The organism is Wolbachia endosymbiont of Drosophila aff. chauvacae BK-2020 (assembly GCF_032848195.1).
Classification (GTDB): Bacteria; Pseudomonadota; Alphaproteobacteria; order Rickettsiales; family Anaplasmataceae; genus Wolbachia; species Wolbachia pipientis.
Genome location: NZ_CP136586.1, coordinates 127,699 through 151,183, shown reverse-complemented (window position 1 = coordinate 151,183; position 23,485 = coordinate 127,699). Strand labels below are relative to the sequence as shown.

General features: G+C 36.3%; 17 protein-coding genes and 1 tRNA gene. 17 read left to right on the top strand and 1 reads right to left on the bottom strand.

From position 1 onward, the window contains the following. The first annotated feature begins 3 nt into the window (after positions 1–3). The 4 genes from R0F62_RS00780 to R0F62_RS00765 all read left to right on the top strand — a co-directional run bounded on the left by R0F62_RS00780 (position 4) and on the right by R0F62_RS00765 (position 5,462). Complete coding sequence (locus tag R0F62_RS00780) at positions 4–1,464, top strand: TrbI/VirB10 family protein (RefSeq protein ID WP_274979100.1); 1,461 nt, start codon at positions 4–6, stop codon at positions 1,462–1,464. Between the two features lies 1 nt (position 1,465). Next, complete coding sequence (virB11, locus tag R0F62_RS00775) at positions 1,466–2,458, top strand: P-type DNA transfer ATPase VirB11 (protein ID WP_182309112.1); 993 nt, start codon at positions 1,466–1,468, stop codon at positions 2,456–2,458. A gap of 30 nt (positions 2,459–2,488) precedes the next feature. Beyond that, positions 2,489–4,492, top strand: coding sequence for a type IV secretory system conjugative DNA transfer family protein (locus R0F62_RS00770; protein ID WP_095742602.1), 2,004 nt, complete (start codon positions 2,489–2,491; stop codon positions 4,490–4,492). A 121-nt stretch (positions 4,493–4,613) separates the two neighbouring features. After that, positions 4,614–5,462: a P44/Msp2 family outer membrane protein gene (locus R0F62_RS00765; RefSeq protein ID WP_010962304.1), complete on the top strand. Its 849-nt coding sequence runs from the start codon at positions 4,614–4,616 to the stop codon at positions 5,460–5,462. Between the two features lie 164 nt (positions 5,463–5,626). On the opposite strand, the gene prmC is transcribed toward R0F62_RS00765, so the two are convergent. Beyond that, complete coding sequence (gene prmC, locus R0F62_RS00760; protein ID WP_010962305.1) at positions 5,627–6,466, bottom strand: peptide chain release factor N(5)-glutamine methyltransferase; 840 nt, start codon at positions 6,464–6,466, stop codon at positions 5,627–5,629. 434 nt (positions 6,467–6,900) lie between these two features. Between prmC and R0F62_RS00755 the strand changes: the two genes are divergently transcribed. The 13 genes from R0F62_RS00755 to R0F62_RS00695 all read left to right on the top strand — a co-directional run bounded on the left by R0F62_RS00755 (position 6,901) and on the right by R0F62_RS00695 (position 23,483). Next, on the top strand, positions 6,901–7,053 hold the full coding sequence (locus tag R0F62_RS00755) for a hypothetical protein (RefSeq protein ID WP_007549315.1): 153 nt from the start codon (positions 6,901–6,903) through the stop codon (positions 7,051–7,053). Between the two features lie 525 nt (positions 7,054–7,578). Continuing rightward, complete coding sequence (gene rpsL, locus R0F62_RS00750) at positions 7,579–7,953, top strand: 30S ribosomal protein S12 (RefSeq protein ID WP_006279787.1); 375 nt, start codon at positions 7,579–7,581, stop codon at positions 7,951–7,953. Between the two features lie 5 nt (positions 7,954–7,958). Beyond that, positions 7,959–8,438, top strand: a complete 480-nt coding sequence (gene rpsG / locus R0F62_RS00745) for a 30S ribosomal protein S7 (protein WP_007549313.1) — start codon at positions 7,959–7,961, stop codon at positions 8,436–8,438. Between the two features lie 21 nt (positions 8,439–8,459). Continuing rightward, the gene (gene fusA / locus R0F62_RS00740) at positions 8,460–10,535 is read left to right on the top strand and encodes an elongation factor G (RefSeq protein WP_010962308.1); all 2,076 of its coding nucleotides are present in this window, start codon (positions 8,460–8,462) and stop codon (positions 10,533–10,535) included. Positions 10,536–10,546: 11 nt separating this feature from the next. Continuing rightward, a complete protein-coding gene (gene tuf, locus R0F62_RS00735; RefSeq protein WP_010962309.1) occupies positions 10,547–11,719 on the top strand; it encodes an elongation factor Tu in 1,173 nt (390 codons plus the stop codon). Positions 11,720–11,732: 13 nt separating this feature from the next. After that, positions 11,733–11,805: transfer RNA gene (locus R0F62_RS00730), tRNA-Trp, on the top strand. A gap of 19 nt (positions 11,806–11,824) precedes the next feature. Beyond that, positions 11,825–12,025: a preprotein translocase subunit SecE gene (gene secE, locus R0F62_RS00725; RefSeq protein ID WP_022626186.1), complete on the top strand. Its 201-nt coding sequence runs from the start codon at positions 11,825–11,827 to the stop codon at positions 12,023–12,025. After that, entirely contained in the window at positions 12,015–12,851 is an 837-nt protein-coding gene (nusG, locus tag R0F62_RS00720; protein WP_070356705.1) for a transcription termination/antitermination protein NusG, read from the top strand. The genes secE and nusG overlap by 11 nt, the downstream gene beginning before the upstream one ends. Before the next feature lie 2 nt (positions 12,852–12,853). Beyond that, the gene (locus R0F62_RS00715; protein ID WP_274978952.1) at positions 12,854–13,294 is read left to right on the top strand and encodes a 50S ribosomal protein L11; all 441 of its coding nucleotides are present in this window, start codon (positions 12,854–12,856) and stop codon (positions 13,292–13,294) included. A gap of 4 nt (positions 13,295–13,298) precedes the next feature. Beyond that, positions 13,299–13,952 (top strand): 50S ribosomal protein L1, encoded by a 654-nt coding sequence (gene rplA / locus R0F62_RS00710; protein ID WP_274978951.1) that lies wholly within the window; start codon positions 13,299–13,301, stop codon positions 13,950–13,952. Positions 13,953–13,964: 12 nt separating this feature from the next. Further along, a complete protein-coding gene (rplJ, locus tag R0F62_RS00705; protein WP_006279539.1) occupies positions 13,965–14,483 on the top strand; it encodes a 50S ribosomal protein L10 in 519 nt (172 codons plus the stop codon). A 26-nt stretch (positions 14,484–14,509) separates the two neighbouring features. Further along, positions 14,510–14,911 (top strand): 50S ribosomal protein L7/L12, encoded by a 402-nt coding sequence (gene rplL / locus R0F62_RS00700; protein WP_316659910.1) that lies wholly within the window; start codon positions 14,510–14,512, stop codon positions 14,909–14,911. Between the two features lie 58 nt (positions 14,912–14,969). After that, positions 14,970–23,483 carry a DNA-directed RNA polymerase subunit beta/beta' gene (locus R0F62_RS00695; protein ID WP_317051385.1) on the top strand — a complete coding sequence of 2,838 codons (8,514 nt, stop codon included), beginning with the start codon at positions 14,970–14,972 and terminating at the stop codon, positions 23,481–23,483. The last annotated feature ends 2 nt before the right edge of the window (positions 23,484–23,485 follow it).

Sequence of the window (23,485 nt, the reverse complement as noted above, 5' to 3'; positions counted from 1 at the left end):
AATATGAATAAAGAAAGGCGTAACAATTCAGAAGATGAATCAGAAATAGAGAATAAGGTAGTAACAGTTGGCTCTAATCAAGGTCATAGGGCATTGATGGTCATTATTTTAGTGCTTCTGGCTGGTGGAGTGTATTATCTCTATTTTAGTCCTTCTCCTAAAGAGGGTTCAGAAGTTATTAAAAAAGAGGAAACAAAGCAAAACGTTCAAGAATTGAAAGGAAAGTTGGAACAAGTTCCAGATAATGTAATGGTTCCTGAAAGAATAATAACTGATCCCTTACCACCCTTACCTCCTCTTCCTACACCACTAATCATACCAGAAATAAAACAAATTAGAAAAGAAGAAGTGATGAAAAAAGAAGAAGAGAAACCAAAAGAAACTCCTGTGTCAAATATACCTATTTTGCCAAAGCAAAATTTTCCTTCTAGTAATGTTATGGGCAATTTACCTACCTCGTTTCCTACAATAGGGGGTGGTGGTTATCCTAGAGACAGACGTAGTGCACAGATGTTGACAATTTCAGGTGGTAGTGGAGAGAACAAGGCTGCTGATGCTATTTTATCCGACACTTCAGCACAATCGAGCAAAGCTACCAGAGTAGGAAAGCTTGGTTTAATGATTACTCAAGGTAAAATTATTGATGCTGTTCTTGAAACTGCAATAAACTCTGATCTGCAAGGAATGCTGCGTGCTATGGTGAGTAGAGATGTTTATGCAGAAACTGGTGATACAGTTTTAATACCTAAAGGCTCAAGATTGATAGGCAGTTATTCATTTGACTCGAATGTTGCTAAATCTCGTGTAAATATAAACTGGAATAGAGTGATTCTGCCACATGGAATAGATATTGCAATCTCATCACTTAGTACTGACGAGCTTGGTAGAGCAGGAATAGCAGGAATAGTTGATAGCAAAATAGTAAGTGCGTTATTCTCTGCGGTGACACTTGCTGGTGTTTCGATTGGTTCTGCTGTTATAGGGCAAAAGGCTTCTAATCTTGTTGATGCGCTAACTGTCAGAGATGCAGTAAAGTCTATCACTGCAACCGAAATAGATTTTTCTTCTCTCCAACTCATTATTGACCCAGAAAAGAAGATATCTAGTGACAAATGGAAATTAGGCCTTGGGGCTATCGGAAGAATTCGGAGTGCCAAAAGCAGACAAGATTTACTAAAAATAATGAAAGAGGAAATAGCAAAAGCACTAGAAATTGAAGAAGACGAGGTAAATATAAGCCTGGAAATTGTAAATCAACTGTTAGAACAAATTCAAAGAAAAAGCAAGTCTGTTTATGATGAAGCAATCGGGAAATCAATCGAGGATTTTTCTAAAGATATGCGGGATGTAGTGGGCAGATATACAGATAAAAAACCAACTATTTATGTTGATCAAGGCACTGCATTGAAAGTATTTGTTAACCAAGATATAGTATTTCCTCCACAGGCAATATTAAATCAATGAAATGAACTATGCTGCACTTGATACATATTTGGAGCCATTACAAGGCATATTTCAAGAAGAAGGCGTAAATGAAATATCAATAAATAAGCCAAAGGAAGTATGGATTGAAAATCGCGGTGAAATAAGGTGTGAAAAATTAGAAGTATTCGATCTTAACCATTTGAAATCTCTTGGCAGACTGATTGCTCAAGCTACAGAACAAAAACTTAGCGAAGAAGCGCCGTTACTTTCGGCAACATTACCAAATGGTTATCGTATACAGGTAGTATTTCCGCCAGCATGTGAACCTGATAAAGTAGTCATGTCGATTCGTAAGCCTTCTAGCATGCAGTTAGCACTCGATGATTACGAAAAAATGGGGGCTTTTTCTGAAACTGTTACAGAAGCAACTGATAATCCAGTTGACCGTCATTTGGATTTATTGTTAAGGCAAAAAAAAATAAAAGAGTTTTTAGAATACGCTGTAATAAGTAAGAAAAATATTATAATTAGTGGTGGAACTTCCACTGGTAAGACTACTTTTACTAATGCTACTTTGCGTGCTATTCCAGATGAGGAAAGAATTATTACTGTTGAGGATGCAAGGGAAATCGTTTTGAACGATCATCCCAATAAAGTCCATCTAATTGCCTCTAAAGGAGGGCAGGGCAGAGCAAAAGTAACCACTCAAGATTTGATAGAAGCGTGCTTACGTTTAAGGCCAGACAGAATAATAGTTGGTGAGCTCCGTGGAGCGGAAGCTTTTAGTTTTCTTAGGGCGATAAATACTGGTCACCCTGGATCAATATCAACCCTTCATGCGGATAGTCCAACAATGGCCCTTGAGCAAATAAAACTGATGGTTATGCAAGCAAACCTTGGCATTCCTCCAGACCAAATTATACCATACATTAGAAATGTGATTGATATTGTTATTCAGCTAAAAAGAACCGGTGGGGGCAAAAGAAGCATTTCTGAGATATTATTTACTAGATCTGCGAGCGAAAATGCTTAAATTTATATATAAGTTAAGGAAGAGTAGTTTATGAGTAATAGAAATCACCTACGTAATATTCTCATAGGAGGTGTAGTAGCTTTTAGCGTACTTGAGTTTTGCTTCTATCTATCTGGTATATTGTTTGTTCTGTTTGCTGATGGTCCGGATGCTGTGGATTTTAAGGCAATTAATCCTAGTTTGACGCCTTTCCCTCAAGCTCTTTGGCCAACGATTTTTGATCATATACAATATTGTTGGCATCATCCAGAGTTATATAGCCTTGAGCTCAAAATCACATTAATTATATCTTCTGCACTGCCTATCATTGTTTTAATGATTATCTTATGGAATTTAAGAGAAAGGATAATTGAGTGGCGACCATTTAAAAAGAAGGAATCACTTCATGGAGATTCGCAGTGGGCATCAGAGAAAGACATACGAAAAGCAGGATTAAGAAGCAAAAAGGGATTATTGCTTGGTAAAGATAAAAGAGGATACTTCATTTCTGATAGGTTTCAGCATGCATTGTTATTTGCACCTACAGGTTCTGGTAAGGGTGTTGGCTTTGTAATTCCTAATTTATTATTTTGGACTGACTCGGTAATTGTACACGACATAAAATTAGAAAACTATGAAATAACAAGTGGTTGGCGAGAACGACAAGGACAAAAAGTATACGTATGGAATCCAGCGCAGCCAGATGGAATAAGTCACTGTTACAATCCATTACAATGGATTAGTGAAAAACCTGGGCAGATGGTTGACGATGTGCAGAAAATAGCTAACCTAATCATGCCTGAACAAGACTTTTGGCAGAATGAAGCAAGAAGCTTATTTGTTGGAGTGGTATTATACTTACTTGCTGCACCAGAGAAAGTTAAATCTTTTGGTGAAGTTGTGCGTACGATGCGTAGTGATGACGTGGTTTATAATCTTGCTGTTGCTCTTGATACAATGGGTAAAATACTACACCCTGTAGCATATATGAATATTGCAGCTTTTTTACAAAAAGCTGATAAAGAAAGGTCAGGTGTTGTATCAACCATGAACTCATCACTTGAATTGTGGGTAAACCCATTGATTGATACTGCAACTGCGTCAAGTGATTTTAATATTCTAGATTTTAAAAAGAAGAAAATTACAGTTTATGTTGGTTTAACTCCTGACAACTTGACTAGGCTCAGGCCTTTAATGCAGGTTTTTTACCAACAGGCAACTGAGTTTTTATGTAGAAAATTGCCATCGGATGACGAGCCTTATGGCGTATTGTTTTTAATGGATGAGTTTCCTACACTTGGAAAAATGGAGCAATTTCAAACAGGTATTGCATATTTTCGTGGTTATCGAGTTAGGTTATTCTTAATTGTTCAAGATACTGAGCAGCTCAAAGGAATATACGAAGAAGCAGGGATGAACTCCTTTTTGTCAAACTCGACTTACAGAATAACTTTTGCAGCCAATAATATTGAAACAGCTAATTTAATATCGCAACTTATAGGAAACAAAACTGTACAACAAGAATCGTTGAATAAGCCTAAATTTTTAGATTTAAATCCTGCTTCAAGGTCATTACATATCTCTGAAATACAGAGAGCATTGCTATTGCCTCAAGAAGTTATTATGTTGCCACGTGACGATCAGATAATTTTAATAGAGTCGACTTACCCAATTAAATCAAAGAAAATTTTGTACTACAGTGATACCACCTTCACAAGAAGGCTGCTCAAACAAACTCGTGTGCCTACACAAGAACCATATGACCCAAACAAAGTTCTTTCTGCCGCTGCGAGCAAAGATAAGGTTAATAACGAGGGGAATAATGTTCTTGAGGGACCTAATTCAGTTGATTATCCTGCTGAAACTAAAACCGAAGATGCAGTATATGATGAATCAGATGAATTTGCAGACGAAGATATTGATGATGAAGATATCGACGATAAGTTTGAAGATGATGACGAGGAAGATGAGGATAGGAGCGATGATGGGTTTGATGACGAAGAAGAGGAGGATGAATTTGAAGATGAGGATAAATTAAAAAATGACGAGAAGTAAGGTTAACTTTGCCTATTTTTAGCTCAGAAAAGTGCAAGTTATGCAAATAATTAGGTTTTTCATATTAAGCCATTTTTAATTAATTAGTATTAGCTTAGCTATTTTAACTAGGGGAGTAGTAATGATTAGTAAAAAAACATTAGCGGTTACAGCATTTGCTTTATTGTTGTCACAACAATCTTTTGCAAGTGAAACAGAAGGGTTTTACTTTGGTAGTGGGTATTACGGTCAATATTTAAATAACACAAGCGTACTAAAAACAAGCACTACAGGTATCAAAAATTTGTCTATAAATGACAGGGGTGCTCAGAACACAGAAGGTCAGTCACTAAGTGAGTATAAAGGAGATTATAATCCACCTTTTGCTGCAAATGTGGCATTTGGTTACACAGGGGAATTGGGTAACAACAGCTATAGGGCTGAATTGGAAGGGATGTATTCTTCTGTAAAAGTGGATAATATTGGTTTAACAAGTAGCCAAATAACTGTTTCATACCTAAAGGAGACTGGTGAGGATCCTGATAAAGAAACTTATCTCTATAGTGCTGCAGTTAGTCATGACCAAATTGAGAACATATCTGTAATGGCAAATGTTTATCATCATTGGAAAAGTGACCGTTTCTCTTTTTCTCCTTACGTTGGTATTGGGATCGGTGCAACAAGAATGACGATGTTTGAAAAACCGTCAATAAGACCCGCAGGTCAATTAAAAGCTGGCTTTGACTATCGCATAAACGAAGATGTAAATATGCATATCGGATATAGAGGTTTTGGTGCTATTGGTAGCGATATTAAGCTTACAGCAAAAAGGTTAGGACAAGTGGTAGACGACCCTAATAATGATAAAAAAAAGAAGCTTAATCCTAGCTCAGGTAGCAAAGTAACTGAGGAAATAAATATAGGTAATCAACTATTTCACACACACGGTATAGAGGCTGGTCTTACTTTCCATTTTGCCAGCAAAGCTTAAACATGTTGCCCTTTAAAAAATGCATAAAACCGTTCCTGTCGTCCTATGGCTTGACCATAGGATCTAGTTAAATATAGATCCAAGTAGTCACGCTACTTGGATGACTAGGTAGAGGGTACTGGGATGATATAGGATAATATGGGATGAAGGCAAAAAAACATTAGCTATGTTCTTTTCACAACAATGCATCTCTTCATTCCCGCTAAGTCATATACATATTCCTGAAAAGCTAATTCGTATGAGGGGATTATTTTGTCAATATTGCTTTGATCTTCACCTATCTCCAATATCGCAAACCCATTTTTTTTAAGGCACTTTCTCAATATTGGAAAAATGCTCAAGTAACAGCTCAAACCATCAATACCACCATCAAGGGCAATTCTTGGTTCCTTTTGCACTTCAGCTTGCAAGTCTTTCAATTTGCTTCTTTTAATATATGGAGGATTACTGATTATAAGATCGAATGAACCTCTGCACTCTGTCCACGAACTTGGAAATATTTTGGCTCTGCTGAGAAGATCATGTTTTTTTGTGTTCTGATAGGCAACTTTATATGCTTCCAAGCTTTTTTCAAAACCGACGCCAACAGCATATTCATACTCACTAAGTACGGATATCAATAAACAACCTGTGCCTGTACCAAAATCTGCAATTTTTAGTTTCTGTTTTTTGTTTGGGTAATATTTTAACACTGCTAGGATTATTGTTTCACTATCTGGCCTTGGATCTAAAACATGCTGGTTAACTATAAAATTTTTACTCCAGAATTCACGATTACCTATTATTTGCGATATTGGATATCTTTCCGCTCTTTTTTTTGTTAATTTCCAAAATAAAAGTTCTTTCTCCATCGGCACTTGATCAGCATGGTTCACAATTATAAATGATCTTTCCACTCCAAGTACGTGCTGCATGATGATTTCACAATCTAAATGTGGTGATTCAACTTTATGTGACGATAATAACTCCGATCCTTCTTGAATTAAAGTGCTGATTGTTTTCATTATTCTAAAAATATGTTTCTTTCAGCCAAAAATAGCAAGATGAGCTTCCAGTTTAGGGTAGCTGCACTAAATCCCAGTGTCAAGCACGCAGCTGTACGAACATTGCAATTTGCAGATCCAAGTAGCTTGACTACTTGGATCCAGCTAAGTTGGTGAGCATAAAAGTATAGCTAATGCGAGCTTTACGTCATACCGTCACGGTATCTCTAGATTCCGCTAACACGTAGCGGGACGACGAGGTCAGGGTGTCATCCTAGTACCTTCTCCTGTCATCCCAGTGCCCTGACTACTTGGATCCAGGAAAAAGAATGGTGTCATCCAAGTAGCCTCCCTCCCCTGTCATCCCAGTGCCCAGACACTGAGATCCAGAAAAGTTTGCTTGTAAGCAAGCAAACTAGCACAGAAAGTGGTTACAACATTTTCGATGAGATTATATGGAAAACTGGATTCCAGTGTCAAGCACTGGAATGACACCTTCCTGTCCAGTTCATGTTGCCATAAATATTAAGAAATTTACCAAGCAAAAAAAAGGCAAAAGAAGCCCTAGTCATTGTCTATTTTCAGTATTGGCGTTTTTTAAGTCTTAAACACTGCAATTTAGCTGCTTTTAAATGCAACTCACCTTAGTTTAAATGTTTAAGAAATTTACTAAGCAAAAAAAAGGCAAAAGATATCCCGTATTAGCTAGTTGTCACTCTCTAATCCTGCAAATTGGCGTACTATACTGTCTTAAACGCTTTATAAGCGCGTTTCAGCTTATATAGGTAAAAACCCAGAAATGTTGTGAAGAAGTAAAGTGTGCATAGTGCAAAAAATTAAAAATAAGACGCCAATTACGTAATACTGTTGTCATTTAATCTGCACAGATTGAAGATAAATGAATACCTTCAGTACCATGATAATGGGGCTGGCGAAGGGTGTCAAGTAAGTTTTTTCGTTTCTACTGAATGACAGTTGTGGCTTGGGAGGTAGTGCAAGAAGTCTACTGATGGCTTTCAAGGCAGTTGAGCTTAATTATTAGAGTAGTAATGTTTATTTTTATATTGACTATTGAGGTTTATTATTTTATAACTAAAAACTTAGTTATTTTAATGAGCTTGAGTTTATAACATATGCCTACGATAAATCAATTAATACGTAAGGGTAGATTAGGATTGACCCATAAGAAAAAGGTACCAGCTTTGGGAGAAAGCAACCCTCAAAGGAGAGGTGTTTGCACTAAGGTGTATACTACAACTCCTAGAAAGCCTAACTCAGCACTCCGTAAAGTAGCCAGAGTAAAAATTAGTGGGTATGGTGAAGTGACGGCTTATATACCTGGTGAAGGTCATAATTTACAAGAACACTCTGTTGTTTTGATACGTGGTGGGCGGGTTAAAGATTTGCCAGGTGTGCGTTATCACATAATAAGAGGTGCCCTTGATCTGCGTGGTGTGCAAAATCGAAAGAAAGCTCGTTCAAAATATGGTGTAAAGAAATCTGGTTAAAGTTTATGGCTCGTCGAAATAAAGCAAAAAAAAGAGAAATAAGTCCTGATTCGCGTTACGGCAGTGTTTTGCTGATGCGTTTCATTAATACAATCATGAAATGTGGTAAAAAATCTACTGCAGAAAAGATTATCTATGACGCTTTGTCTTTAGCTGAAAAGAAAATAGGCGAAGGTGGGTTATCAATTTTTGAGACAGCAGTAGGAAATGTTACTCCTTCTATAGAAGTGCGTTCTCGACGCATTGGTGGTGCAACTTATCAAGTACCTGTTGAAGTTCGACAAGATAGAGCGGTTTCTTTAGCGTTAAGGTGGATTGCTAAAGCAACTTCTGCTGCTCGAAAAAAGAGTGGAAAAACCACTGTTGATTGTTTGCAATCTGAAATACTGGATGCTTATAATAAACGCGGTGGTGCGTTTAAGATGTGCGAAGAAAAATATAAAATGGCTGAAGCTAATAAGGCATTTTCTCATCTTCGTTTTTAATGTTAGCTAATTAATTGTGATATGGAAATTGGAATATCTAAATACAGAAATATAGGGATAATGGCTCACATAGATGCTGGTAAGACTACCACAACAGAGCGTATTTTATTTTATACTGGTAAGCAAAATAGAATTGGTGAAGTGCACGATGGTGCAGCTTCTATGGATTGGATGGAGCAGGAAAAAGAGCGTGGTATTACAATCACATCTGCTGCAACAACATGTTTTTGGAATGATCATAGGGTCAATATAATAGACACTCCTGGTCACGTTGATTTCACTATTGAAGTTGAGAGATCTTTAAGGGTTTTGGATGGTGCAGTTGCTGTATTTGATGGAGTTGCTGGAGTTGAACCTCAATCTGAGACAGTGTGGCGTCAAGCTGATAAATATAGCGTTCCTCGTATCTGCTTTGTTAATAAGATGGATAGAATAGGGGCAAATTTTTATCGATGTGTTGATATGATAAAGACGAAGCTTGGTGCAGCACCTTTAGTTATTCATTTACCAATAGGGAGTGAGAAAGATTTCAAAGGTATAATTGACCTTATTTCTATGAAAGCCATTATATGGCAAGAAGAAACGTTGGGCGCTAAATTTTCTTATGAAGATATTCCTTCTGATTTGCTTGATAAGGCTCAAGAATATCGAAATCTTTTATTAGATGCTGCAGCTGAGATGGATGATGAAGCGATGAATACTTACTTTGAGTCTAATGATCTGCCAGTGGATTTACTGAAAAAATGCGTGAGAAATGGGACCATTAAAGGAAAATTTGTTCCTGTGTTATGTGGATCAGCTTTTAAAAATAAAGGCGTACAACCACTTTTAGATGGTGTGGTTGACTTTTTACCTTCTCCTATTGATGTTGATGTAATTGTTGGAATTGATCCTAAAGATTCAGAAAAGAAAATTGAGGTCAAACCTTCAGAAAAAGAGAAATTTGTTGCTCTTGCATTTAAAGTGATGACGGATAAATTTGTAGGCAGCTTGACGTTTATCCGTATTTATTCTGGTAAATTAAAGTCTAAATCTACCGTTTCAAATGCGTTAAAAAACGAAACTGAAGGGATTGGCAGAATGTTACTTATGCATGCAAATAACCGAGAAGATATAACTGAGGCTAGGGCTGGAGATATAGTTGCTTTAGTTGGGCTAAAGAAAACAACCACCGGAGATACTTTATGTTCTGTTGATTTTCCTATATTATTGGAGCGTATGGAATTTCCTGAGCCTGTTATTGAAATTGCTGTAGAACCTAAAACCACTTCAGATCAGGAAAAATTAGGTATTGCTCTAAATAGGTTGGTTGCAGAAGATCCTTCTTTGAGAATGTCAGTAAATGCGGAAAGTGGCCAGACTATATTGAAAGGCATGGGTGAGCTCCATCTTGAGATTATTGTTGATAGAATGAAGCGCGAATTTAACGTTGAGGCTAACGTCGGTGCTCCTCAGGTTGCATATCGTGAAACTATCACTAAATCTGTTGAAATTGATTACACTCATAAAAAACAATCTGGTGGAGCTGGTCAGTTTGCTAAGGTTAAAATAAAATTTGAACCTCTTGAGCCTGGTTCTGGGTTTCAATTTGAAAGTAAAATTGTAGGTGGTGCTATTCCAAAAGAGTATATTCCTGGGGTAGAAAATGGCTTGGAGTTGATAAAAGAAGGTGGTATAATTTCGGGATTTCCGTTGATTGATTTTAAGGCTACCCTTCTTGATGGTGCTTTTCATGAGGTTGATTCTAGTCCTTTAGCTTTTGAACTTGCTGCTAAAGGTGCTTTTAAAGAGATGGCAAATAAAGCTGGTCCAAAAATGCTGGAGCCTATAATGAAAGTTGAAATCATTACTCCTGAAGAATATATGGGTGATGTTATGGGTGATATAAATAGTAGAAGAGGAAATGTTGCTGATATGCTCGATTTAGGTAATAATAGTAAAATAATTACTGCTTCGGTACCTCTTGCAAATATGTTTGGTTATATCAACGTTTTGCGTTCTATGTCTCAGGGAAGGGCGCAGTATAGTATGCATTTTTCTTGTTATGAGCAAGTGCCACAATATGTGGTTGATGAGTTAAAGTTAGAGTATAATTAAGGGTAATAATTATGACAGCAGTAGTGGAAGCATTTGGAAAGCCGCATGTAAATGTGGGAACAATAGGACATGTGGATCATGGGAAGACGACGTTAACAGCGGCGATAACGAAGCATTATGGAAATTTTGTAGCGTACGATCAGATAGACAAAGCGCCAGAAGAAAGGAAGAGGGGGATAACGATAGCAACAGCGCATGTTGAGTATCAGACAGAGAAAAGGCATTATGCACACGTTGATTGTCCTGGACACGCTGACTATGTAAAGAACATGATAGTAGGTGCAGCACAGATGGATGCGGCGATATTGGTAGTGTCGGGGGTTGATGGGCCAATGCCACAAACGAGAGAGCATATATTGCTGGCGAAGCAGGTAGGTGTTGGATATATCGTGGTGTATATAAATAAAGCTGATGTTGCTGATGCTGATATGATAGATTTAGTAGAAATGGAAGTGAGGGAATTACTGAGTAAATACGGATTTCCAGGGGATGAAGTGCCTGTGGTGGTTGGTTCAGCGCTCAAGGCGCTGGAGGATGACAGCAGCGAATATGGAAAGAAATCAATAGATAAATTGATGGAAAAGTTAGATGAATATGTAGCGGTTCCACCAAGGCCTGTGGATTTACCATTTTTATTGCCAATCGAAGATGTATTTTCGATATCGGGGCGAGGAACAGTGGTAACAGGAAGAATAGAGAAGGGAGAGATAAAGACGGGAGAAGAGATAGAGATAATAGGTCTGAAAGCGACGCAAAAGACGATATGCACAGGTGTTGAGATGTTTAAGAAGTTGCTGGATAAGGGAAGTGCAGGACTCAATGTAGGAATATTGTTAAGAGGAACAAAAAGAGAAGAAGTGGAGAGAGGGCAAGTATTAGCGAAACCGGGGACGATAACACCGCATAGAAAGTTTAAGGCGGAGGTTTATATATTAAAGAAAGAGGAAGGAGGAAGGCATACACCATTTTTTGCGAATTACCAGCCACAGTTTTATTTAAGGACAACGGATGTAACTGGGAGCATAAAATTGCTAGATGGGAAGGAGATGGTAATGCCAGGAGATAATGTGAGTGTAGAAGTAGAATTGCAAGTACCGATAGCAATGGATAAGGGATTGCGTTTTGCGATAAGAGAAGGCGGTAGAACTGTTGGTTCTGGTGTTGTTTCTGAAATTTTGGAGTGAGAGTTTGAGTTATAGGAGTGTAGCTCAATTGGTAGAGCGCTGGTCTCCAAAACCAGAGGTTGTAGGTTCAATTCCTATCGCTCCTGCATTAATGTTGTGGTGGAAATGTTAAAAAGTTTGTGTGGTTTTTTCTGTGATATAAAGCAAGAAATACGAAGAATTGCTTGGGTAAAGAAACAGGAGGTGTTGTCATCTCTATTTGTTGTAATGATTGTTATATTATGCTTTTCGATTTTCTTCTGTTTTGTGGATTTTATGTCTCTTTACGTAATTAAGGCTTTATTTGGAATTATTTATGGAATGTGAATATAAATGGTATATCATTAAAGTTGATTATGGATATGAGCAAAACATACGCGAATTGGTAAGTAATGCTGTTTATTTTAAGGAAGTGTTTATTCCTTATCAAACGGTATGTAATTCAAAGTCTGATATAAAAGAATTATGTGAAGTGTATGTATATATGCATCTGTGTGATGAAAGCAAAAATATTTTGAATCAAACGCCTGGATTCTGCAGTGGCGAATCTGGTGATTTTGAGATGATTTCAGATGATGAGATAAGTTTAAAGTGTAAAGAATTTAATAGATATAAATGGTATATCTTGAGAGTTGCTTCCAATTGTGAAGAGAAAGTGCGCCAACATATATTGGAAAATTCTATGAGATTGGGTGTTAATGATTACTTTAAGGAAGTTTTTATTCCATATGAAGAGCTAAGTGAAGTAGAGTTGAAATCTAAGAAAATTGCTACACGAAGGAAATGCTTTCCTGGTTATGTCTTTTTATACGTGAATTTATGCGATGAAGTATTGAATTTTATCAATAATATACCAAAATCTCTTAAGGTTTATGGATTTTTGAAAAACGGTAATATTCCAAAGGTGATTTTGGATGATGAGATTCACTCAATGTGTAATGCACTTTATAATGCTCAAGAGACAAAGAAGTTAGGTTATGGTTATGAAAAAGGTGAAAAAGTGAAAATTAATGATGGTCTTTTTCAAAATTTTACTGGTAAGGTAAATATGGTAAACGATGAGAAAAAAATTATTAATGTGGAAGTATCGATTTTAGGTAAGCCGACAATAATAGAGCTTGATCTGGCTCAAGTAGAGAAAATAGAGGATTAATTATGAGTGTTATAGTTGCTAAGATTAACTTACTTATGGAAGCTGGGAAAGCAGTTCCAGGACCGAAAATTGCTTCAGTACTTGGTCCACGTGGTATATCTGTTCCTAAGTTTTGTGAAGCTTTTAATAAAGTTACTAGTGCTGCTAACGCTAATTATAAAGTAGGCGATTTAGTAACAGTGCGAATTTCCATAAAGGATGATCGCTCTCATGATTTTACTGTCAGCGGTCCGCCTGTGGCTTATTTACTTAAGCAGGAGGCTAAATTAAGTAAAAGTTCTGGTAATCCTGGTAAAGAATTAGTGGCTAAATTACCTATGTCTGCTATAATTAAAGTAGCAAAGTGCAAGATGGTTGATATGAAAGTGGATAATGAAGATTCAGCAGTGAAAATGGTTGTAGGCACTGCAAAATCTATGGGTATAGAAGTTGTGGAAGGTTAGGTAAATGAATACATATAATGATAATCCTAAGCAGTGTTTGAAGAAGATTGTTGAGTCTGCTTCAGCAAAATTTAATGAATCAGTTGATATTGCGGTCAATTTAGGCGTAGATTCACGTAAATCTGAAGAGCAGGTGCGTGGTACAGTAGTTTTGCCTAAAGGTATCGGGAAGAATATTAAAGTAGCTGTTTTCGCTCAAGATAAACATTTATTAGAAGCTGAAAAAGCTGGTGCTGATATTGCAGGAGGAGAGGATTTAGTTGAAGAAATAAAAAAAGGTAGAAAGTTAGATGTTGATTGGTGCATTACTACTCCTGATTTTATGGCAAAAATCACTCCTATTGCAAAAGTATTGGGTGTTGAAGGGCTGATGCCTAACCCTAAATTTGGTACTGTGACTTCTAACATTGCAGAAGCTATTAAAACCATTAAGTCTGGTCAGGTAAAATTTAGAACAGATAAAAATGGTGTTATTCATGGTAAATTAGGAAATATTAAATTTGATATTGATGACTTGCTAGAAAATTTAAAAGCCTTTCTTAAAGTAATTAAAGATAATAAACCTATTTCTGCGAAAGGAATTTACTTTAAGGGTGTTTTTTTAAATTCAACTATGGGTAAAGCTTATAAGATAGGCAAAGTGGAAGATATAATTTAAGGGAGTGATACCGTGAAGCGTAAAGATAAGGATGAATTTATACAGAGCACAATAAACGTATTTGTAAATAATGATTTCTTGATATTAGTAAATTTTAAATCTATAAATGCTAATGATTCATTAACTCTGAGGAATAGTCTGAAGTCTATAGCAGGTGGGGTATTAGTAGTTAAAAACACTCTAGCGCGCTTGGCTTTGGAAAGGACTGGTAAATTCTCTTATTTATCAGGCAAATTTTCCGGTCCTGTTGCTATTATATACTCTAGTGGCATAGTAGAAGCTGCAAAATTAATAGTTGATTTTACTAATGCTAACAAAGAAAAAATGTCTGTGATTTGCGCAGCTCATTTAAATGAATTGTTAACAGTGGAAGATGTTAATAAACTGGCTAAGTTGCCTTCTCTGGATGAATTGCGTGTTAAAATTATGCGTTTAATATCTTATGATATTCCTGCTCGGTTAGCGTTGTCTATTAATTCATCTTCTATGAGGCTTATGAGAGTTTTGGATTATTATAGTTCTAAAAAATAAATTTGTTGTTAAGTAAGGTGGTAATTATGAGTAATGTAACAAGTGATTTGGTTGATAAAATATTATCTTTAAACCTATTAGAGGCTTCTGAATTTGTAAAAGTTTTAGAAGAGAAAATAGGGTTGCCTGCTGGTTCTTTTCTTGGTGGAGCTGTTGGTGCTGGGGCGCCTATTGGTGATAATGCTGCTGCTCCTGCTGCTCAAGAAAAAGCTGAGTATAAAGTTGTGATTAAAGAAATTGATGCGAGTAAAAAAATAGGAGTTATTAAAGCTGTGAGAGAGGTTAATTCTACATTGGGTTTAAAAGAAGCAAAAGAGTTGGTTGAATCTTTACCTAAAGATTTGACTGCTAATGTTCCTAAAGACGAAGCAGAAAAAATCAAGCAAAAACTTATTGAAGCAGGAGCAACTAAAGTGGAGCTTGAATAATATTTAATGTATTAATTTTATATTGATATAGCTCTTTTAATTAGTTTGGGGTATTTTAATGGTTGATTCTTCTTATATGTACGCTTCTGGTGCTTTTGTTCCTAGAGTTTCTTATTCTAGGTCGATTGATTTAAAAGATTCTTTATTGGATTTGGTTAAGGTTCAAAAAGAATCATATGATTCTTTTACTCCTAAGAATAAGGGTAATGAAAGACTTGAAGTTATCTTTCATACAATCTTTCCAATAAATGATCCTTTGCGTAGGGCTACTATTGAGTTTATGAGTTGTAGGGTAGATGATCCTAAGTATGATGAATCTGAGTGTATAAAGCGTGGTGTAACTTTTTCTGCTCAGGTTATTGCTTCTATACGTCTTGTTGTTATGCAGGATGGTATTTCTCTTGATGAATATAAATCGATTAAAGAGAGTGGAGATCATTCTAAACTTGCAACCGTTGTAAAATCTATAGAAGAGCAGAAAGTCCACTTTTGTGGGTTGCCTATGATGACTGATAAGGGCACTTTCATCATTAATGGTGTGGAAAAAGTTATCGTCTTACAAATGCATAGGTCTCCTGGTGTATTTTTTGATAGCGATAAGGGAAAAACTTACAATTCTGGTAAATTGATCTATTCTGCTAGAATTATTCCTTATAGGGGTTCTTGGCTTGATATTGAATTTGATGTTAAAGACCATTTGTATTTTCGTGTTGATAGAAAAAGAAAATTGCCAATTTCAGTTTTATTAAAGGCGTTGGGTCTATCAAATAATGATATACTCGATAGATTTTATGAGAAAATAAAGTATGTAAAACATAAAGATGGTTGGAAAGTGCCTTTTGTTCCTGATAAATTTAAAGGAGTGAGGCTGCCTTTCGACTTAATGGATATTGAAGGTAATGTGCTGCTTAAAGCTAACGTTCGTATTACCTCAAGACTAGCTAAAAAGCTATATGATAATGAATTGAAAGAGTATCTGGTTCCGTTTAATTCTATATGTGGTTTATTCCTCGCAGAAGATTTAATGGATAGTGCTAGCTCTACGAAAATTTTATCTGCTGGTGAATCTATAAAGCTGGAAGACATAAAGAAGCTTGAGTTATTATCTGTAGATGAAATATCAGTGTTGAACATAGATAATTTGTTTGTTGGACCTTATATATTAAATACGCTTTTCTTAGATGAAAACATGTCTTATCAGGATGCACTATATGAAATATATAGAGTTTTGCGTCCTGGTGAAGTTCCTGTTTTAGAGATAGTAGAAGAGTTTTTCCGTAATCTTTTCTTCAGTCCGGAATATTATGATTTGTCTAACATTGGTAGGTTGAAGCTTAACTCTTACCTTGGATTAAATTATGATGAGGATTTAACTGTTTTAACGCATGAAGATATTATTGAAATTGTGAAAAAAATAGTATTGTTACGTGACGGTCAAGGATCTGTAGATGATATTGATCATTTAGGAAACAGAAGAGTAAGATCAGTTGGAGAGTTTATAGAAAATCAATTTAGAACTGGGTTGTTGAAATTGGAACGCGCAATAGTTGATTCTCTGTCCACTTCTAGTTTAGATAAAGTTTCTCCATCTGATTTTATTAATCCAAAAGTGTTAACTAATGTCTTAAGAGATTTCTTCAATTCTTCTCAATTATCTCAATTTATGGATCAGACTAATCCGTTATCTGAAATAACACATAAAAGAAGGTTATCCGCGTTAGGTCCTGGCGGTTTAACAAGAGAACGGGCAGGATTTGAGGTGCGTGATGTTCATCCAACTCATTATGGAAGAATTTGCCCTATTGAGACTCCTGAAGGGCAAAATATAGGGTTAATCAACAGCTTAGCTATATACGCGCGTATTAATAAATATGGTTTCATTGAAAGCCCTTATAGAAAAGTAGTCAATAGGGTTGTTACTGATCAAATTGAGTATCTTTCTGCTATAGACGAAGGCTCACATCATATAGCTGACACTAGCGTAAAGCTTGATGAAAATAATTGCTTTGTTGATGACATGCTATACTGTAGATATGCTGGTAGCTTCGTCATGGTAAGTAGCGACCAAGTTAGTTACATTGACGTATCTCCTAAGCAGGTAATATCAGTTGCAGCTTCCTTGATTCCATTTTTAGAAAATGATGATGCTAATAGAGCATTAATGGGCTCAAATATGCAACGTCAGGCCGTACCTTTATTGAAGCCTACCGCTCCTCTGGTTGCTACTGGTATGGAGTCTTTTGTAGCTTCTGGCTCTGGTGCTGTAGTTTTAGCAAAACGCGATGGCATAGTTGATAGTTCTGATAATAATTCTATAGTTATACGTGCTTTTGATAAAGAAAGGGTTAACTACTTGGACGTAGATATTTATCATCTAAGGAAATTTCAGCGTTCTAACCATAATACTTGTATTAATCAAAGACCGCTAGTGTGCGTAGGTGATTATGTTAAAAAGGGTGATGTAATAGCTGATGGTCCTGCAATTAATAGTGGTGAGTTGGCGCTTGGTAAAAATTTGCTAGTCGCTTTTATGTCTTGGCAAGGTTATAATTTTGAAGACTCTATTATTATTTCTAGTGAAGTTGTTAAAAAAGATCTCTTTACTTCTATTCATATAGAAGAATTTGACTGTGTTGTACATGATACCCCTTTAGGATCAGAAAAAATAACTCGTGCTATACCTGGTGTTAATGAAGAAAATCTATATCACTTGGATGATAGTGGTATAGTGAAAATTGGTACAAGAGTTGGTCCAGGCTATATTCTGGTAGGTAAAGTTACACCTAAACCTTCTCTTTCATTGCCTCCTGAAACGAAGTTATTAATGACAATTTTTGGTGAAAAGTCATTCGATTGTGCGGATTCCTCTTTATATACATCTCCAGATGTTGAAGGGACAGTAATTGATGTACAAGTCTTTACACGCAGGGGGGTTGAAGAAAATGAAAGGGCATTACTCATCAAACAAAAAGAGATAAATGACTTTGAGGAAGAGCGAGATTATATAATCAATGTTACTAGTGAATATTTCTATGATGAACTGAAGAAACTTCTTATTAATTCTGGTTCTCAAGATCGAGAAAAATTTGACTCTATTGAACGTGAGCAATGGTGGGGTATAGGATTAAAAAACCAATCCATTTCTGAGCAAGTTAAGAGCTTAAAAAAAGATTTTGATGAAAAAGTATCACATGCAATAGCACAGTTTAAGCGAAAAGTAGAAAAATTACATGAAGGTTATGACCTGCCTCAAGGTGTGTCGATGTCAGTAAAAGTTTTCATTGCTGTGAAACATAGTCTGCAACCAGGGGATAAAATGGCTGGTAGACATGGAAATAAAGGTGTGATTTCTCGAGTTGTGCCAGTGGAAGATATGCCTTATTTGGAAGATGGTACTCCTGTTGATATTATTCTTAACCCTCTTGGTGTTCCTTCACGAATGAATGTAGGGCAAATACTGGAAACGCATGTAGGTTGGGCTTGTAGAAAATTAGGGGAAAAGGTAAGTAATATTCTCGATGAGATCAATAAGATCAAAAGTGCTTTTTGCAAGGGAATTAGGTCCCTTAACGATGATAATTTTACACAATTTGCAGTAGCATACCTTGATAATAAAAAAATTGAAAATATTGATGATGATGAAATAACGGCTTCTGTTTTAAATACACCTAATAAGAATGCACTAAATGACGAGTTGAATGAGTTAGTAGAGAACTATTTGAACTCTTGTAAAAGTTCATACAGCAATTTACGTAACTTCCTGATTGAGGTTTATAGCTATGGCAGTAACGTATCTATCTGTAATGATATTCGTAATATTAGTGATAATAATCTCATTGAATTTGCACGCAAATTACGTGATGGCGTTCCTGTTGCTGCACCTGTATTTGAGGGTCCAAAAGATGAACAAATAGCAAAATTATTTGAACTTGCTGGTTTAGATAACTCTGGACAAGCTGTATTATATGACGGTTGCAGTGGTGAAAAATTCGACCGCAAGGTTACAGTTGGTTACATGTACATGCTTAAGTTGCACCACTTGGTTGATGGTAAAATTCATGCGCGTTCAGTAGGGCCTTATAGTTTGGTTACTCAACAACCTCTTGGAGGAAAATCTCATTTTGGTGGTCAGCGTTTTGGTGAAATGGAATGTTGGGCATTACAAGCCTATGGTGCTGCTTATACTTTGCAGGAAATGTTAACTGTGAAGTCTGATGATATTAATGGTAGAGTTAAGATTTATGAATCGATAATAAAAGGTGACAGTAATTTTGAATGTGGAATTCCTGAATCCTTTAATGTGATGATAAAAGAACTACGTTCTTTATGTTTAAATGTAGATTTAAAGCAAAATGATGTAGTGATTGAAGATATATCTCACACTAACATTGCACAACCTTTTAATGAGGTTAGCATATCGATTGCTAGCCCTGAAAGTATTAAGCGTATATCTTGTGGTGAGATAGAAGATGTTTCAACTGCAAATTATCGTACGTTCAAAGTTGAGAAAGGTGGATTATTTTGCCCTAAGGTTTTTGGCCCTGTCAATGACGATGAATGTTTATGTGGAAAATACAAAAAAAGAAGACACAGAGGTCGCATATGCGAAAAATGCGGAGTAGAAGTTACATCTTCTAAAGTAAGAAGAGAAAGGATGGGTCATATAGAGCTTGCATCTCCTGTTGCTCATATATGGTTTTTGAAATCGCTTCCTTCAAGAATGGGAGCATTATTGGATATGTCTCTCAGAGATATTGAGAATATTTTATATAGCGATAATTATATCGTAATAGATCCTCTTGTTTCGCCTTTTGAAAAAGGTGAGATTATTAGTGAAAAAGCTTATAATGAAGCTAAAGATAGCTATGGGATCGATAGTTTTGTAGCTATGCAAGGTGTTGAAGCTATAAGAGAGTTGCTAACGCGCCTTGATTTACATGAAATTAGGAAGGATTTAAGACTAGAATTAGAATCTGTTGCTTCTGAGATAAGAAGAAAGAAAATTATAAAGAGATTGCGTATTGTTGAAAACTTCATTAAATCTGGAAATAGGCCTGAGTGGATGATACTTACAACTATACCTATTTTACCACCTGATTTGCGTCCTTTGGTATCGCTTGAGAGTGGTCGTCCTGCAGTTTCTGATCTGAATCATCATTATAGGACTATTATTAATAGAAATAACAGGTTGAGAAAATTGTTGAGCTTAAATCCTCCTGAGATTATGATTCGTAATGAAAAAAGGATGTTACAAGAAGCAGTTGATTCTCTTTTTGATAATAGTCGTCGTAATACTTTGGTAAATAAAGCTGGTGCTGTTGGATATAAAAAGTCCATTAGTGATATGTTAAAAGGAAAACAGGGTCGTTTTCGCCAGAACCTCTTAGGAAAAAGGGTAGACTACTCTGGACGTTCTGTAATAGTTGTTGGTCCAACTTTGAAACTAAATCAGTGTGGATTACCAAAAAGAATGGCTCTTGAACTATTCAAACCTTTTGTTTACTCAAAGCTTAAGATGTATGGTATGGCTCCAACTATTAAGTTTGCTAGTAAGTTGATAAGAGCAGAAAAACCAGAAGTTTGGGATATGCTTGAAGAGGTAATAAAAGAGCATCCTGTTTTGTTGAATAGAGCGCCTACGCTACATAGACTTGGTATTCAGGCTTTTGAGCCAATCCTTATTGAAGGCAAAGCAATACAGCTTCATCCGCTTGTCTGTACGGCGTTTAATGCTGATTTTGATGGTGATCAAATGGCAGTGCATGTGCCAATTTCATTGGAAGCTCAGCTTGAAGCTAGGGTGTTGATGATGTCCACTAATAACGTTTTAAGTCCTTCTAATGGCAGACCGATTATAGTTCCTAGTAAAGATATAGTACTTGGTATATATTATCTGACTTTACAAGAACCTAAGGAAGATAATTTACCATCTTTTGGTGCTTTTTGTGAAGTTGAGCATTCCTTGAGTGATGGTACTTTACATATTCATTCTAGTATAAAGTATAGGATGGAGTATATTAATAGCAGCGGTGAAACTCACTATAAAACTGTTTGTACAACTCCTGGCCGTTTAATATTATGGCAAATTTTTCCTAAGCATGAGAATCTAGGCTTCGATCTAATAAATCAGATATTAACAGTCAAGGAAATAACTGGTATAGTTGATTTGGTATATCGTAACTGTGGTCAAAGTGCTACAGTGGCATTTTCTGATAAATTAATGGTACTTGGCTTTGAGTATGCCACATTTTCTGGTGTCTCTTTTGGTCGTTGTGATATGGTTATACCTGAAACTAAAGCTACACATGTTGATCACGCGAGGGGTGAAATTAAGAAATTCTCTATGCAATATCAAGATGGGCTAATAACTAGAAGTGAGAGGTATAACAAGGTTATAGATGAATGGTCTAAGTGTACGGATATGATAGCTAATGATATGTTAAAAGCAATATCTATATATGATGGAAATAGTAAGTACAACTCAGTGTATATGATGGTTAACTCTGGTGCAAGGGGTTCTACTTCACAGATGAAACAGCTAGCAGGAATGCGAGGGCTCATGGCCAAACCTTCTGGTGAGATTATAGAAACACCTATAATTTCTAATTTCCGTGAAGGATTGAACGTATTTGAATACTTTAATTCTACTCACGGTGCGCGTAAAGGTTTAGCTGACACTGCACTTAAAACTGCAAACTCTGGATACTTAACTCGTCGTTTAGTTGATGTATCTCAAAATTGCATAGTTACAAAGCATGACTGTAAAACAAAAAATGGTCTTGTTGTGAGAGCTACAGTTGAAGGAAGTACTATAGTTGCATCTCTAGAGAGTGTTGTGCTGGGTAGAACAGCTGCAAATGATATATATAACCCAGTGACAAAAGAATTATTAGTAAAAGCAGGGAAATTAATTGATGAGGATAAAGTAAAGCAAATCAGCATTGCAGGTCTTGATGTTGTAAAAATTAGATCGCCTTTAACTTGTGAAATAAGTCCTGGTGTATGTTCTTTATGTTATGGAAGAGACCTTGCAACTGGTAAAATTGTTTCAATAGGTGAAGCAGTTGGTGTTATAGCTGCTCAATCTGTTGGAGAGCCAGGTACTCAGTTAACGATGCGTACTTTTCATATAGGTGGAGTAATGACTAGAGGCGTTGAATCCTCGAATATTATAGCTTCTATTAATGCTAAAATAAAGTTAAACAATAGTAATATAATTATAGATAGAAACGGAAATAAAATTGTGATAAGCCGTTCCTGTGAAGTCGTGTTGATTGATAGCCTTGGTAGTGAGAAGTTGAAGCACAGTGTACCTTACGGCGCTAAGCTTTATGTAGATGAGAGTGGGTCAGTAAAAATTGGCGATAAAGTTGCGGAATGGGATCCTTATACATTGCCTATTATCACGGAGAAGACTGGTACAGTGTCTTATCAGGACTTAAAAGATGGAATTTCGATCACTGAAGTGATGGATGAATCTACAGGAATATCAAGCAAAGTAGTAAAAGACTGGAAATTGCATTCTGGTGGAGCTAATTTACGTCCTCGTATTGTGCTGCTTGACGATAATGGTAAAGTAATGACACTCGCAAGTGGCGTTGAAGCATGTTATTTTATACCAATCGGTGCAGTGCTCAATGTACAAGATGGCCAGAAGGTTCATGCAGGTGATGTTATTACAAGAACACCAAGAGAGTCAGTTAAAACTCGTGATATTACTGGTGGTTTACCGAGGGTTATAGAGTTATTTGAAGCACGTCGTCCTAAAGAGCATGCTATTGTTAGTGAGATAGATGGCTATGTAACGTTTTCTGCAAAAGACCGTAGAGGAAAACGCAGTATATTAATTAAACCTGTAGATGAACAAATTTCTCCAGTTGAATATTTGGTATCAAGAAGTAAGCATGTAATAGTCAATGAAGGTGATTTTGTACGTAAAGGTGATCTATTGATGGATGGTGACCCTGATCTCCATGATATTTTACGTGTGCTTGGGTTAGAAGCTTTAGCGCACTATATGATTTCTGAAATGCAGCAAGTTTATAGACTGCAGGGTGTTCGTATAGACAATAAGCATTTAGAGGTGATCTTAAAACAAATGCTACAAAAAGTGGAAATTACTGATCCTGGTGATACTATGTACTTGGTTGGCGAAAGCATTGACAAGCTGGAAGTTGATAGGGAAAATGATGCTATGAGTAACTCTGGCAAACGGCCTACTCATTATCTTCCTATTCTGCAGGGGATTACTAGGGCAAGTCTTGAAACTAGCTCCTTTATTTCTGCTGCCTCTTTCCAAGAGACAACAAAAGTACTTACAGAAGCAGCATTCTGCGGGAAGAGTGATCCTTTAAGTGGATTAAAAGAAAATGTTATAGTAGGAAGATTAATTCCTGCTGGTACAGGTTTGATTATGAATAAGATCAGAGCACTTTCACTTTGTGATAATGTGGATAAATATGAAAAATATTTTGATATTGAAACTTATGACGAGGAATGGTTGATGGATAATGGTTGTCATTTACACTCTGGTGAGGAAGAGAGCGTAGTGGCATACGATCAGTCGAATTGAGT